Here is a 12,921-nt window from a genome sequence, read left to right as displayed (position 1 = left end):
CCCCAGACTCACACAACCGCGGGCCCGCCGGGGGCGCCTACCCCGCCCTCACCATCAGGGCCCAAAAGAAAGTACCAGGGCGCGGCCCCCCCCCCCCCCCCCCCTCTTCAACTGTTCGATTCGCTCTCCTCCGGTGAGTCAGTCTTTGACTGTTCGACGACGAAGGATCCCTTGCCGCGCACGGTGACGATCAGGCCGCGCTCGCGCAGTTCCTGTGCGGCACGGCGTGCAGTGAGACGTGCCACTCCGTACTCGTCGGCGAGGTGGTTTTCGGAGGGGATGGGTCGGTCAGGTGCCAGATCTCCAGACGCGATCTTCCCAGCGATGACGTCGGCCAACTGAATGTAGAGCGGCCTGGCGCTCATCGGGTCCAGTGGGGTCATCGGTTCTTCTCTATCGCTCATATGTCCAACGTAGAGCGGTAGTGACCTGCACAATCGTGTGGATCCCTCTGCACTTGTATGCAGAGGGCTATAGCTCGGTATAGCGTCGAAGATGACAGACCCCGGCGAGGTGGCTAGACCTCCCGGGGCACGGCCAACGCTTACAAGGAGCGTCGACTTGCACGACCTTATCCCCCGCGCCCTCCAATGGCTGCGCCTCCTCTTCGCCCCCGGCACCGGGAAACGGCGCCGCCGTCCTCACCGCCCACCATTCCCCCACGTCCACTTCACCCTCGTACGCTGCCCCCTATCCGCCGAGGCCTCGCACCTCTCCCACCGGTCGCTGTACGGCCTGGCCACTCTCCTCGACGGCGCCGAGTCCGCCCTTGTCCGCCCCTACCTCACCGCCCACGAGCGTGAAGCCGCTCTCCAGCAGCGCCGCCGCCTCGCCCTCGTACTCGCCGCCGACTTTTGGATCGACCTCGACCAGCACGACATCGGCGCGCCGGAGGTGGCCGCGTGATGGAACAGCCAAACAGTCACGCGCACGCCCCGACCTCCCCCCGCCTCCTCCCCTGGCCCACCCCCGAAGGCAAGCCGTGCTACCTGGTCACGGACAACGACGGTGGGTATCTCTCCCGCCTCGCCGACGACCTGGAGACCGCCCAGCTCGCCACCGGCACCGACGTCCTGGGCCGTGCCCGCCAGGTGCTGGACGACCCGATGTCGCCGTACACCGAGGTCCGCTACGCCGGCATCCGCCTCGCCGAGTGCCTCACCGACGCGCTGCGCATCGCAGAGTCCCGGGGCATGCGCATTGTCGGAGCGGGCGACGGAGAGGACGGCAACGGCACCCGCGGGCAGGCAACGCGAACCGCAGGGAGCGAACCACGGTCCTAACCGCGACGCATCGAAGGAGTTCACCGGTCACGACCACCCACGCCGAACCGACACCGACCGTCCGCCCCTGACCGACGCACTCCAACTCCTCGGCTACACCGACCGCCGCTCCCACCTCACCCTGCGCGTCTATAAGGTCGACGCGCAGGGTGAGGTGGCCGACGCTCGGACCGAACCGGTGCCGTACACATCGGCATACCCGCGTGCGCCTACCCGAGACGGCCGGCACCGCGATAGCGAAACGCAACTCACACCTCACGGCGGCCGAGCGCAGCGCCCCGACACGTCCGAGGTCGTCATCCGTTCAGGCACGATCAGGACACGGGTCACACCTCCGCGCACCCCATGCGCCCAGAATTATCGCCATTCACAGGGAAGTTCACGCTGGCGAAACCGGGAACCTCCCCGATAGCGTCGGGTCTCTTATGGACTTTTGTCTCACGGGGAGTTCACTGTGAAGCGCCGTACCTTGCCCGCCGCTGCCGCGCTGGCGGCAACCGCAGCACTGCTGTTGACCGCCTGCGGCAGCGGGGACAACAAAGGCGGCGACAACGACAAGATCGCAGGCGCCGACCAGGGAACGAAGACGCCGACGCCTTCGACATCCGCTTCGGGAGCACTAGCAGAGGACAAGCCGGACGGCGTGGACGTGTCCCTGCCCAAGGACATGAACCTGGTCTTCGACTGGGACAAGCCGAAGGACAAGAACGAAGCGGCTGCGATGGAGGACACGGCGAACTACGTCCGCGCCATCTACCACGGCGTCGACAAGCGCACATCCAAGGTCGCGGCCGTAACCGCCTACTCCACGGGCAACGGGCTGAGCTACGCGCAGACGCAGATCAACGAGAGGGTCGACGGCGGCTGGACCGCCATTGGCACCCGACGTCACTACGAGGCCACCACCCGCTCCGCCTCGAACGGCAACTCGGTGGAGGTCGACTTCTGCGTGGACTCCAGCAAGTTCTACGGCAAAGAGGTCAAGACCGGGAAGATCCTGAAGAGCGAGCCCAGCATCGCAGACTACGACTACTTCAAGATCATCATGGTCAAGCTCCCCACGAGCGACGGCCTGTGGCAGGCAGCCAAGGTGTTCGTCGAGGCGAAGGCGGAGCAGTGCCGATGAGCAGGTCACGGCGTGCAGTACTCAGCGCCGGCACAACTGCCCTGACACTGGCCTTCGGCGTCACCGCCCTCACAGAACCCGCCTACTCGGCAGAACCACCGAGCAACGGCCATGGAGCCAGCACGAACAAAAAAAGTAGCAGGAACGACACCGGCATCTACGCTGCCGCAAGCATCCACTACTCCGGCGCCGTCGCCAAGGACGGCAGCACCGGAAAAATCACCTCCTCCGACGTCAACTGGACGCCACCGCCCTGCTAGTACGTCCCCTACCTCGGCGCCAAGGACTTCAAGAAGAAGATGTCCGAGCAGATCGAGAGCGCCAAGAGCACGCCCCGCATGGGCGGCACCGCGGGCGCGGCGATCGGCGAGATGCAGCGCCGCTACGAGGACGAGTACGGCTGGGCCGACACCCCCAGCTACAAGGACTACAACGTCGGCAAGGACGGCGAGGGGATGTTCTGGGCCGCCGTCGAGGATCCCGACGAACCCGACATACTCAAGCGCAGCTCCTGCAACGACCGCCCATCCTGGGTCGACAACGGTGACGCCCCGGCAGCCCAGTACGAGGAGGCCGGGGGATCAGTCCAGCGGGACTTCCTCCACCACCTTCTCCGCGAAGCGCCATGACCCGCGGTTACCGGTCGCCTCCGCACGGAGGCCCAGTTCCCAGGCGATCCGGGCCGCGCGCTGCTGGGACACGTCGGGGTAGTTCTCGGGAGGCACTTTGATATAGCCGCGGCGGTCAGCAGGGTACGTACGCAGCGCTTCGCGGAGCTGCTCCTCCTGCTCCTCCTCCGAGATACCCGCCCCGCGGGCACCGGTGAGGTTCCGGTAGGCGTTGCGCGCCCCGCCACCTCTCCGGCGGGCCGCATCCGAGCCCCGCCATGCAGTCCAGCCAACGGCGCCGAGGGCGGCGAGAGCGAACCCCAGCGACCCCAGTTCCTCGCCCGTCGCATCCGCCTGTCCCGGCGTCTTCGGCCGGAGTTCGCCCTGGGGATCCTCGATGGCCGTCACCTTCTGGCCGACCTCATAGAGATCGGTCGACGTTCTCATGGCGGGCCCCGGCACCTTCGTACCGTCCTGCCGCTGCAGCGTGTAGTTGTAGTCACGCGCCTTGCGGCCCTCGGCCGCGTCGCGCCACTTCTTCACCACTGTGGCTGTGACCCGCTCGCCGCGCTGCTGCAGTGTGAGATCGTCGCGCGCCATGTCGGCGACGTACACGGACATCACCGAGGTGGCCACGATGAACAGCATCGTGTATGTACTCGACGTCTTCGCCCCCAGCTTCCGGATGAGCAGAACGAGGAGTACGGCGTGGACGATCCACAGAGGTACAAGGAGGGCAGGGCCGAAATCGCCCGTCAGGACGAACAGGCCCCCGATGGCCGCGAGCACGTAGCCGCCGATGGCGACCGCAAGCACGACAGGGTGCCGCACACGCCTCTCGCGAGCCTCGTCATCCCCAGCACCGCCGTCGCTCATATCTGTCTCTCCGTTCCTTCGGCCGCCGGATTCCGACCGCTCGGGCGTTCGTCTTCCGGCTCGTCCGTCGACAGCGACCTCATGATGCCGCTGAGCATGTCGAGGTATGCCGCCCAGTGGCCGGGGTCAGTGTCCTGCGTGGTGAAGACGAAGAGGGCGGACCCCGGCCCGGTCTGCAACGGCACGCAGAACTGCACTTCGCGGACCGTGGCGGGGACGGGATCGCCCAGCCCGAAAATAGCCCCGGGTATCTGGAGCTCCTGGTCACGTATGCAGAGGGCTGTCATGCCGTACGGCAGCATCACGAGCCCGACCTCGGCATCCGAATACAGTTCGCGCCACTGCGCGGCCGTGCGCTTCGCCGAACCCTGTCGGTCCTGATGCTCCGGGCCAGCCGCCGGCCTCTCCACGAGAACGCACAAGGTCCCCTGGGACAGTTCTCCGTCCGGCATACGCACCAAGCAGCTCGACACGTGCTCGGCCCCGGCGGCGATCATGGTCTGGAGAACGTATTCACCCGACACGATCAGACTGAGTTTCTGCTCTGCCGTGGCGGTGGCGCCGAACATGGCATCGGTGGCATCCGCCATCCGCAGCATGCGCGACTCCGGGTCCTCGGTGAGCTGGAACTGGCTGAAGCCCGGGGGAAGTTCGAACCACAGGTCGGGCTCGGCCGCGTCATCCGGAAAACCACCGGTCACCACGACGGCCGTCCTCACCTCTTCATGGTCGGCCATCAGCCCGTCAGCTCCCAGGCGCCCAGTCCGACGGCACTGCCGACAGCCACGAGTCCGCCGAACTTGCCACCGCCAGTTCCCATGGTGGCGTTGCCCACCCCGGTGCCCCAGGTGGCCGCGTCATACCGGCCCGGTGTCGTCTCGTAGGCGTTGACGGCGGTCGGTGCGGTCCAGGCGAGAGTGGCGGTGGCCTGCACCCCCTCCGTGACGGTCAGGGCGGTGGCGCGCGAGACGCCGAGCTTCGTGGCGACGGCCATGACCGGCCTGTCGATCACGGCGGCGACGGGGTCGGCGGCTTTCATGATGTTCTTGGCCGTGACACCGGCCGTCTTGAGACCCACCCGAGTGCCAGCGATCAGGCCTTCCGTGCCTCGCCCCGCCTTGAAACCCGCCATGATTCCCGACTTGGCCGCGCCGACGCCGGGCACCATGCCCAGCGCGTCGCCGCCCAGCGTTAGCCAGTTGCCGATGCGTTCGCCGGTCGGCGGCCAGAGTCCGTCCACGCCGTAGCTGGCCGCGTGCGCGAAGAAGGCCAGAGCGCTCAGCCCGATGGCCAGCGGAGCCAGCGCCGGGCAAAAGATCGCGATGACACCGACCACTGAGGCGGCCACGGTGATCCAGTCCGCATGGCTCTTGATCCAGTCTCCGACGTCGGAGAGGAGCTTGCCGACCTCCCCCGGCAGATCGGCCAGGGCCTTGCCCAGTCCTTCCAGAGCATTACCCAACTTGTCCCAGATGCCTGGCTCATTCGGGGCGATGTCCATGGCCGACTTCAAGCGGCCCGCGATCTCCCTGCCGTACGTGTGGTAGTCACCGGACATCCGGTGCCCCTGGCGGCGCAGTTCCTCCAGCTCCGCTTCCTTGGCGCTCACAGCGCTCCTAGCACTACGGATCTGCGTCTTGTGATTCTCTTCGTCCTTCCGGTCGGCCGCCCGGCCGTCGGCGCGGGTCAGATGGCTGACCTTGTCCTTCGCGCTGCCCAGTTGTCCGCCGATCTCGGCTGCCCGGGCCTCCAGTTTCGCGGCGCCCTTCTGCTTGCGTTCCATGTACGCCGCCCAGTCCTCCAGAGCACCGGCAGCCTTGGCAAACGAATCACGGGCGTCGTCCATACGCGGCCGGAAGTCGTCGTCGAACTTCTCCCGGAAGGCCTCTGCCGCCTTGCCCTTCCAATCGCCGACACCGGTGCCGTGCAGCACCTGGCATATCTCGTCGAGCGCCTTCGCCGTCCTCCGGACCGTCCTCGCCACGTCGTCGGCCACGGTGTGGTCACCCGGGCAGGGCACGAACCCCAACGCCGGAAAATTCTCCAGCCTTGCCTCAGCCATGCCTACTTCGCGCCCCGCCCGTGGTTCGTCTCGGCGAGTTCGTGGTCCAACTTCTCGAAGGACTCCTTGACCTTGAGCAGCATCTCGGAGGCCTTCTCGGAGAACTTGGTCAACTGCTTGATCCCGTACGACCACTCGTCCCCAAAGTGATCCATCCGATGGGCGAGCTCAGGCACCCCCATGGATTCCCCACTCACCTGCGCCATCTCCCGACCGGGCTTCTTCATCAACCCCGCTATGTGGTCCAGGTTGTGGCGCACCCGGTTCAACACCGCATAGTCAGCCGACAAGTCGCTCATCTCGCCCCCGTAACTGCCGTGCTCGGACTATCTACACGAGCAAAGATCGTACGACGGGGGATGAAGGAGACGGCAGGGACGCAGTGCAAGGGAGGCGTAAAAACCGCACACGAGGCGTAGCACACCGCCCGTACCCGACACATGCTTGGCTGCTACCGCACCGCCGCCCCTCGCACAAGGACACGGTCCGGACACAGGTGGTGGGCGATTGACACTCCTTGGGCCGAGTTTCCCCCCTTGTCTCGCAGGTTCGCGGTGGCGAAACCGATATCCCCACAGATAGCGTTTGGGTCCTTGACAAACTTCTGCCCCACGGGGAGTCCACTGTGAAGCGCCGCACTTTGCCCGTTGCCGCCGCGCTCGCCGCGACCGCAGCCCTGCTGCTGACGGCGTGCGGGGGCGGGGACGACAACTCAGACGCCAACGACAAGATTGCGGGGGCAGATTCCGGCGACGCGTCTTCGTCCGCCTCGCCCAGCGCCTCCGCGACACCCACGACGAAGCGCCCCACGATCACCCTGCCGTCCGATGTAGAGGACGTGTTCGAGGGCTGGAAGACCGGAGATGCCAAGAAGGACGCACTGTTGACCGACGTCCAGGGTGCCCAGACGGCGACGGACTACGCCATCACCCAGGGCAGCACCGACGAGCCGTCTCTGTCGTTCTACTACCGGGACCGCGCACTGGTGACGACCGCCGAGTGGGTCCAGTCCTTCGTCGACAAGGGGCTGACCATCACCGGCGAGATCCGGTACTTCAACCCCCAGGTCACGCTGTCCGGCAGCACATCCGGATCCGTGCGCTACTGCTCCGACGAGAGCAAGGCCTTCAGCAAGGACCGCAAGACCAAGAAGGTCGACAAGACCGCGGTGACCGATGATTCCTACGTCCTCTACAACGTGAAGGTCGAGAAGAACAAGCAGGGCGTTTGGCAGACCATCAACGGGCTCTCGGACAGGGGGAACTCCGCGTGCACGCCGTGAAGCAGCGCACTGGAGCCGTGCTGGGCGGCACGGTCGCACTGATCGCAGCCTCACTCATCACGCCCACCGCCGCGGTCGCGACCATCACGGGCGGCTCCCAGTACGAAACGGACACCAAGGCCGGCTCCGGCGACCAGGAGATCTCCTCCCAAGTTAGGTTCGATCTCTCGAAGAACGGGACGGGTGGGTCCGCCGGTCCGGTCACGCCTGTGGGCGACTGGACTCCACCGGCATGCTGGTACGAGCCCAAGTACACACCGGAGGAGAAAGAGCAGCAGTACAAGGACCTCGTGAACACCCCCCTCTTCTCCGGGAAGAAAGAGGCTCAAGAAGGGTTCGAGGACCGCTTCATCAATGGCAATCCCTACACCGACTTCAACAAGAAGGAGAACGGCAAGGGAATGTTCTGGACTTCGGCTCGCGACGACAGCCGCGTCGGCGACGACGCCATCTGGGACTGCGACAAAGCCGACTTCTGGGTCGGCACCGGAGAAATCCCTGACGTCGACAACGCCATCGACGCGGAAACCCTCGCCGGACTCGCCTACACCAGGATCCGAGTTCCCGACACAAAGGTGACCCTGGCCCCGCAAGCGATCACCAAGGTCAACCTCGCCACCTGGGCTTGGCTCGACGGGACCGACTTCCACCCGGTGTCCGTGACCGCCTCGCTCAACGTCGGAGGCTGGAACCTTTCTGCGACGACCACGGCCAAACCCGTCTCCCTCAGGCTAGAGCCCGGCACGACCGACGCGACCACGTATCCGGCGAATGGTGAGTGCACCATCAACGCCGACGGCTCGATCGGCGAGCCCTACGCCAGGGGCAAGGCCGAGGAAGCCCCACCCTGCGGGATCAAGTACCTGCGTTCCTCCGGCGGCGGAACCTACAAGCTCAAGGCAACCATCACCTGGCAGATCAGCTGGACGGGAACAGACGGCACGGGAGGCAAACTGCCCGACGGCGCCTTCGGAACCACCCAGGACATCACGGTTCAGGAAGCCCAAGCGGTCAACCGCTGACCCCCCCTCACACGATCCACCGCAACGACTCCGCGATCGAGTCGCAGAGTCGGCGCATGGGGCCGGTCACCCCACTGAGCGGCACCGCGAACGCGAGGGCCAAATAGCCGACGCCTCCGGGCATCTGGACATACAGGTCCAGAGTCGTCGGGCAGAGGACCCGCACGGTCTCCCCCGCGGGAAGGACGACGGTCGAGACCTCGACCGCGGCCGGGTTCTGCCGTTGCTTCGCTTCGAGCGACTCCCGGAGGTCCCGGGGGGTCAGTCCCCCGGGCCGAGGGATCAAGGAGACGACGAGCGAGGCGGGCAGGATGCCGCCGCCGTCCAGCTCCGGTCTCAGGAAGAACTCCAGCGCACCGGTTCTGACCCCGGCCTCGGCGGTGTTGCGCAGAGTGGCCCAGGCCTCCTGTTTGAGCTCGGCCGGAACGTTCCTGCCTTCGGCCTGGTGGTCCACGAACGTCTTCAGCTGGGCACGCCAGCGGTCCTGGGTGAGATCGATGCGGAACCAGTCCCGGGGGACCAGGAGCCGGTAGTCCTTGGGAGGTGCCGTGGCATCGGGTTCCGTGGTCATCCAGGCATCACCATCGGCTTGCCCGACTCGTTGAACAGGCGGACGCTCTTCACGACGCCGGCGAACATGGCTGAGAAGACCTCCCAGGCCTGTGGCGTGGGGGTGCCCATCTCCAGGACCAGAACCGTCCCGTTGTTCAGCGGTATCTGGACCTGGATGAAGGAGGTCACCACCGGCTCGTCGGCTCCGGACGCGGTGAGGCTGCCGGGAAGGCTGCCCTTCCGGGTCCCGATGCAGGAGACAGCAGGGCCGCACGGCAGCTCGATCTCGCTGACCTCTCCCATGTTGAGGTGACGCATCGTCGAGCCCAGGAACCCTACGGGATGCGCGCCGGCCCTCTCGTCCAGATCGGTCATGCTGACGGAAACCGTCGCCGTGCACCGCTCCCCGTCCACCTCCGTCAGAACGAAGCCTGAGTACTGGATACCGGCCTCGACGAAGGAGTCGTAGTGCGCGGCGACCATGACCGCCCACTCCAGTTGTACGTCGAAGGTGGCCTCCGGCATCACGGCGCGGGCCAGTTCGACGAGTTGCTCGGCGGTCTCGTCCAGGCTCTCCGAGTCCATCGGAATCTCGAAGAAGCCCTCCGGCATGATCCAGCGGACATCGATGCCCGGCCCACCGATGGAGCCCTGGACATTCTCTTCAGCTGCTACGGCGCTCACGACAGGCCTTCTCCATCGGTGGTTTCCGGTTCGTCCGCTTCGGGACGGAAGGTGGCCGCGAAGGGATACGGCCCGTAGTGGGGATAGTGGGCAGGGATATCCGCCCCCTCCCTGCGCGCAAGATGGGCCAGCTCGCGATATCTCCTCGCCCGGGCGCGGAGATTCTGGCGTACCGGGTCGCCCCAGTGGGTCACGGCGGTGCGTACGTACACGGCGAGCAGGATCAGCACGACGCCGGCGGCTACGGCCGCATAGACGACGCGTGCGGTGCCCGACTCCCAGTACTGGACCACGCCACCCCAGTACACCGCGCCACCGAAGCCGGTGATCGCCAACGGAACACCGGTCTTGAACCCCGCATTGAACATCGCGGTCTCGTCCTCGTGCCGAAGCCGCAGCATACGAAGGACCGCTCCGTCGTCCAGGAAGTCGAAGCGGAGTTCTCGGCCCGACCGTTCTGCGAGCGCCTTGGCCGCAGGGACCGCGGCGATGACCTCACCGGGGACGAGCCGGACAGGATCCGTGCCCCTTCGGCCGACGAATTCCCCTTCGTCGAGGTCGGTCGAATCGCTCACGTGGATCGCCTCCTTTCACGCGGTGTGCACCGCCTTCGATACGGCCACGGCTACGCGGCGAGAGCCGCGTGGAACGGCTTCGGCGAAGGCTGGGGCGACGGGCTCGGAGTCGGGGTCGGCTTGGCCGTTTCCGGCTCCTGGTAACCAGTGGTCCCGCCGTTCTCGCCGCTGAACATCCGGTGGAGCGCGCTCGCGAGGCCGTTCCCCTTGATGATCCCGGTGATCTGCTTTCCGCCGATGGGTGCGAACCTCTCCGGCAGACCGCCGATGTTGAGCCGCTGTCCGAGTTTGAGTCCTTGGGCAAGGACCTTGTTCGTCATGCTCACACTGAGGCCGTTGAGGAAGTTGTGCCCGATACCGTCGAGCCCTCGAAGAGAGGCCTCGCCCCAGGTGCCGACCTTGCCGAAGGCCCTGAGCTTGGCCAGTCCCCTGAGTTTGGCCACGGCCTTGAAACCCTTGAGCGCCCCGAGCCCCGGGAGGACTCCGAGGAAGTCCGTTCCCAGCTTCAGCCAGTTGACCTTTCCACCGCGCACCGTCATGTCGTAGGCGTGGCCGGCCAGGGCCGCCGCGCTGCTGAGCACCGCGAGGGTGGCGAAGATGGGCACCAGGAACTGCAGCGGCGGGATGAACGCACAGACGACCGCGAGGACGGACAGGATCGCGGAGATGTTGGAGAACGTGTCCGCCCAGTCGGCGAGCCAGTTCATGAACCCGCCCGGGTCGCGCACCGCGTCGTGGTGGACCACATCCTTGATATGGCGGGCGGCCCGGTCTCCGGCGTCGTCAAAGATGTCCCTGGCGTCCTTGACTTCCTTACGCGCCTGGCCGATGCGGTGCAACGCCTCGTCGCGCTTCCTCTCCCAGCGCTCGTACTCGGGCTTGTCCGCCTCGGGTATCTGGCTGACGAGGTATTTGTCCGTGAACTTCTTCACTTCCCGGTCGGCGAGATCGTGATCGGACTTGGCCTCACGATAATCCGCCAAGGCCTTGTCGGCCTTCTTCTGAGCCCGGTGCAACTCTCCGGCGAATTCCTTTGATTCGCCTTCGGCCACCTTGGTACCCACGGCCTTGGACGCCTCGTCGTACCGCTCGAACGCCTTCTTGAGCCGGTCGCCGGCACCGTCGGCGATCTCGTTGAAGGCTCGGCCGGCATCACTGTCCCAGCCTTCCACTGAGGACAGCGCCTTGATGACCCGCGCCTGTTCGTCGATCATGTCGGCCATCTGCCGCAACTTCCGCCCGAGGGCGGCGACTTCGTCGGGATCCCCCGGAGTGGGATCCTCGTCCCACAGCGGCGGCCAATCACCGGATCGCCTGCTCACTTCTTGCCCTTCCCCGTGTTGTCGGCAATTGCCTTGGCCAACTCATGGTCGATCTCTTCGTACTTCTGGGCCGCGGCTCCGGTGTACTCGGCCAGCTTCTTCAGTTCCTTCGACAGTTTCTTCCGCGTCTTCTTCCACGTGGTACTGAACTCGTCGAAGGCGTCTTTCAGGCCACCGTGCCCCAGTTCGTCCTCGTAACCGTCCGAGGGGTTCCCGTGCTGATCAAACTCATTGTGGAGCTTGCCCAGCGTCCGAGAGCACCCCTTGATCATGTCGAGGTCGTATCTGATTCTGTCCGCCATTGAAAAAATCCCCCATCATGGACATGAGACACTGCCGCGAGACTTCCTTCGGCAAACGACTTGGAAGGTGGAACGGATTTGTCCACGAGCACCGACCGCACCGTACGGGACCGACTCGGCGTCACACCCGACGCAGCAGCCTGGTGCACGATCGGCAAGATCCCGGAGCCGCCCGCCGAAGCACACCGGGCAGCGGGATCCGGGCCCTTGCGTCCTGCCTCCATACGACCGCTCGGCATGCTCGGCGTCGCTCTGGGCTCGCCCCTGCTGTTCATCGGCAAGCTGCTGGGTCTCCTCGGCGCCGGTGAAGAGGCCCTCAAGCGCATGCTGTCGACCACAGGGGAACAGGAGCGCCACCGCAGCGCGAAACTCGACGAGAAGCGGCGGGACGAGGCCGTCGTCGAACTCGGTCTCGACAAGACCTTCGACGGCGACTGGAACGGAGCCGCCGGCCGCTTCCTCCTGCAGTGGTACAGCCATTCCTCCCACCACCAACGCCTGGTCGCCCTTGCCGGGGACCGCATCCTGCTGGCCGCTCCGCCCACACGCGTGTCCATCCGCCGGGACGCGCTCATGCAGGTCGTCGCCGAGATTCCGGCCGGGGACGCCATCCTCGCCGACCCCCTCCCCGCGTTCGAGAACGACCGGCTGCTCCTGCGCTTCAAGGACGGTTCGTGGCTCACGCTCACGACCGAGGAGTGGCGCAGCGAGCTGCACACCTACCTGATGCGTCGTCCGCAGCCGGGCGAGACCCAGGCCACCGAGGCCTGACAGCCGGGTGCGACGGAGCACTTGACGCGCTCCGTCGCACCCAGTCGTTCAAAGACCTCGGACTTTACTAACCCTTGGCCTGCTTCGCCAGCTGGTCGTCCAGCTGCTCGTACGCTTCCTTGGCCTTCTTCAGGAAGTCCGAGAGGCCGTGCAGGCCCTGGATCGTCTTCGTCGCGCCCTTCGTGAAGTCCTTCATGGAGTCGTCGTACGCTCCCGAGGCCTTCTGGGTGGTGAAGCCCTCCTCCACCAGTGCCGAGACACGCTTCTCGATGTTCTTGATCTTGTCTTCGAGCTCGTGCATGTCCTTGATCAGGTCGCCTGCGACCTTCTCCATCTCGGCATAAGTAAGGTCCGTGTCTTTGCCCTTGCCCATGTCGGCATCCCTCCCGTTGTGTTGTGGCCGCCCCAGGGCTCGCCCCCGTGGCTTGCTCGGACGGATCGGCCGGTCCTGACCCG

General features: G+C 66.0%; 18 protein-coding genes. 7 read left to right on the top strand and 11 right to left on the bottom strand.

The window, feature by feature from the left end; all coding sequences use genetic code 11:
• Positions 1-107 precede the first annotated feature (107 nt).
• Positions 108-383 (bottom strand): GntR family transcriptional regulator, encoded by a 276-nt coding sequence (locus tag ACWGJB_RS06640; RefSeq protein WP_453379156.1) that lies wholly within the window; start codon positions 381-383, stop codon positions 108-110.
• Between the two features lie 178 nt (positions 384-561).
• Between ACWGJB_RS06640 and ACWGJB_RS06635 the strand changes: the two genes are divergently transcribed.
• The 4 genes from ACWGJB_RS06635 to ACWGJB_RS06620 all read left to right on the top strand — a co-directional run bounded on the left by ACWGJB_RS06635 (position 562) and on the right by ACWGJB_RS06620 (position 3,038).
• Complete coding sequence (locus ACWGJB_RS06635; RefSeq protein WP_453379155.1) at positions 562-906, top strand: hypothetical protein; 345 nt, start codon at positions 562-564, stop codon at positions 904-906.
• Positions 906-1,283, top strand: a complete 378-nt coding sequence (locus ACWGJB_RS06630; RefSeq protein ID WP_453379154.1) for a hypothetical protein — start codon at positions 906-908, stop codon at positions 1,281-1,283. Before ACWGJB_RS06635 ends, ACWGJB_RS06630 begins: the two co-directional genes overlap by 1 nt.
• Before the next feature lie 454 nt (positions 1,284-1,737).
• Complete coding sequence (locus ACWGJB_RS06625; RefSeq protein WP_453379153.1) at positions 1,738-2,409, top strand: hypothetical protein; 672 nt, start codon at positions 1,738-1,740, stop codon at positions 2,407-2,409.
• 299 nt (positions 2,410-2,708) lie between these two features.
• On the top strand, positions 2,709-3,038 hold the full coding sequence (locus ACWGJB_RS06620) for a hypothetical protein (protein WP_453379152.1): 330 nt from the start codon (positions 2,709-2,711) through the stop codon (positions 3,036-3,038).
• Here ACWGJB_RS06620 and ACWGJB_RS06615 read toward each other — a convergent pair.
• From ACWGJB_RS06615 to ACWGJB_RS06600, 4 genes are all read right to left on the bottom strand, one after another.
• The gene (locus ACWGJB_RS06615) at positions 2,991-3,893 is read right to left on the bottom strand and encodes a hypothetical protein (RefSeq protein ID WP_453379151.1); all 903 of its coding nucleotides are present in this window, start codon (positions 3,891-3,893) and stop codon (positions 2,991-2,993) included. The two genes, ACWGJB_RS06620 and ACWGJB_RS06615, sit on opposite strands and share 48 nt — an antisense overlap.
• Positions 3,890-4,630 (bottom strand): hypothetical protein, encoded by a 741-nt coding sequence (locus ACWGJB_RS06610; RefSeq protein WP_453379150.1) that lies wholly within the window; start codon positions 4,628-4,630, stop codon positions 3,890-3,892. Before ACWGJB_RS06610 ends, ACWGJB_RS06615 begins: the two co-directional genes overlap by 4 nt.
• Positions 4,630-5,889, bottom strand: coding sequence for a putative T7SS-secreted protein (locus ACWGJB_RS06605; RefSeq protein ID WP_453379149.1), 1,260 nt, complete (start codon positions 5,887-5,889; stop codon positions 4,630-4,632). The genes ACWGJB_RS06610 and ACWGJB_RS06605 overlap by 1 nt, the downstream gene beginning before the upstream one ends.
• Positions 5,890-5,957: 68 nt before the next feature.
• The gene (locus tag ACWGJB_RS06600) at positions 5,958-6,110 is read right to left on the bottom strand and encodes a hypothetical protein (RefSeq protein WP_453379148.1); all 153 of its coding nucleotides are present in this window, start codon (positions 6,108-6,110) and stop codon (positions 5,958-5,960) included.
• A gap of 470 nt (positions 6,111-6,580) precedes the next feature.
• On the opposite strand from ACWGJB_RS06600, the gene ACWGJB_RS06595 reads away from it, so the two are divergent.
• Both ACWGJB_RS06595 and ACWGJB_RS06590 read left to right on the top strand, forming a co-directional pair.
• The gene (locus ACWGJB_RS06595; protein WP_453379147.1) at positions 6,581-7,237 is read left to right on the top strand and encodes a hypothetical protein; all 657 of its coding nucleotides are present in this window, start codon (positions 6,581-6,583) and stop codon (positions 7,235-7,237) included.
• A complete protein-coding gene (locus ACWGJB_RS06590; RefSeq protein WP_453379146.1) occupies positions 7,225-8,259 on the top strand; it encodes a hypothetical protein in 1,035 nt (344 codons plus the stop codon). Before ACWGJB_RS06595 ends, ACWGJB_RS06590 begins: the two co-directional genes overlap by 13 nt.
• 7 nt (positions 8,260-8,266) lie before the next feature.
• On the opposite strand, the gene ACWGJB_RS06585 is transcribed toward ACWGJB_RS06590, so the two are convergent.
• The 5 genes from ACWGJB_RS06585 to ACWGJB_RS06565 are packed head-to-tail and all read right to left on the bottom strand — an operon-like array spanning position 8,267 to position 11,694.
• On the bottom strand, positions 8,267-8,830 hold the full coding sequence (locus tag ACWGJB_RS06585) for a hypothetical protein (protein WP_453379145.1): 564 nt from the start codon (positions 8,828-8,830) through the stop codon (positions 8,267-8,269).
• Positions 8,827-9,495: a hypothetical protein gene (locus ACWGJB_RS06580; protein ID WP_453379144.1), complete on the bottom strand. Its 669-nt coding sequence runs from the start codon at positions 9,493-9,495 to the stop codon at positions 8,827-8,829. The genes ACWGJB_RS06585 and ACWGJB_RS06580 overlap by 4 nt, the downstream gene beginning before the upstream one ends.
• Positions 9,492-10,070: a hypothetical protein gene (locus ACWGJB_RS06575; protein WP_453379143.1), complete on the bottom strand. Its 579-nt coding sequence runs from the start codon at positions 10,068-10,070 to the stop codon at positions 9,492-9,494. Before ACWGJB_RS06575 ends, ACWGJB_RS06580 begins: the two co-directional genes overlap by 4 nt.
• Before the next feature lie 50 nt (positions 10,071-10,120).
• Positions 10,121-11,392 (bottom strand): putative T7SS-secreted protein, encoded by a 1,272-nt coding sequence (locus ACWGJB_RS06570; RefSeq protein WP_453379142.1) that lies wholly within the window; start codon positions 11,390-11,392, stop codon positions 10,121-10,123.
• On the bottom strand, positions 11,389-11,694 hold the full coding sequence (locus ACWGJB_RS06565; protein ID WP_360489082.1) for a hypothetical protein: 306 nt from the start codon (positions 11,692-11,694) through the stop codon (positions 11,389-11,391). Before ACWGJB_RS06565 ends, ACWGJB_RS06570 begins: the two co-directional genes overlap by 4 nt.
• A 78-nt stretch (positions 11,695-11,772) precedes the next feature.
• Between ACWGJB_RS06565 and ACWGJB_RS06560 the strand changes: the two genes are divergently transcribed.
• Positions 11,773-12,465 (top strand): hypothetical protein, encoded by a 693-nt coding sequence (locus ACWGJB_RS06560; protein WP_453379141.1) that lies wholly within the window; start codon positions 11,773-11,775, stop codon positions 12,463-12,465.
• 67 nt (positions 12,466-12,532) lie between these two features.
• On the opposite strand, the gene ACWGJB_RS06555 is transcribed toward ACWGJB_RS06560, so the two are convergent.
• Positions 12,533-12,838, bottom strand: coding sequence for a WXG100 family type VII secretion target (locus tag ACWGJB_RS06555; protein WP_351317920.1), 306 nt, complete (start codon positions 12,836-12,838; stop codon positions 12,533-12,535).
• Positions 12,839-12,921: the final 83 nt, after the last annotated feature.

Source organism: Streptomyces sp. NPDC054813 (genome assembly GCF_053611365.1).
This window is presented reverse-complemented; position numbering and strand designations above follow the sequence as displayed.

Excerpts from the sequence above, each read along its gene's own strand:
- ACWGJB_RS06600 (WP_453379148.1), bottom strand. The coding sequence starts at position 6,110 with ATGGATCACTTTGGGGACGAGTGGTCGTACGGGATCAAGCAGTTGACC.
- ACWGJB_RS06610 (WP_453379150.1), bottom strand. The coding sequence starts at position 4,630 with ATGGCCGACCATGAAGAGGTGAGGACGGCCGTCGTGGTGACCGGTGGT.
- ACWGJB_RS06565 (WP_360489082.1), bottom strand. The coding sequence starts at position 11,694 with ATGGCGGACAGAATCAGATACGACCTCGACATGATCAAGGGGTGCTCT.
- ACWGJB_RS06620 (WP_453379152.1), top strand. The coding sequence starts at position 2,709 with ATGTCCGAGCAGATCGAGAGCGCCAAGAGCACGCCCCGCATGGGCGGC.
- ACWGJB_RS06640 (WP_453379156.1), bottom strand. The coding sequence starts at position 383 with ATGACCCCACTGGACCCGATGAGCGCCAGGCCGCTCTACATTCAGTTG.
- ACWGJB_RS06555 (WP_351317920.1), bottom strand. The coding sequence starts at position 12,838 with ATGGGCAAGGGCAAAGACACGGACCTTACTTATGCCGAGATGGAGAAG.
- ACWGJB_RS06585 (WP_453379145.1), bottom strand. The coding sequence starts at position 8,830 with ATGACCACGGAACCCGATGCCACGGCACCTCCCAAGGACTACCGGCTC.
- ACWGJB_RS06615 (WP_453379151.1), bottom strand. The coding sequence starts at position 3,893 with ATGAGCGACGGCGGTGCTGGGGATGACGAGGCTCGCGAGAGGCGTGTG.
- ACWGJB_RS06630 (WP_453379154.1), top strand. The coding sequence starts at position 906 with ATGGAACAGCCAAACAGTCACGCGCACGCCCCGACCTCCCCCCGCCTC.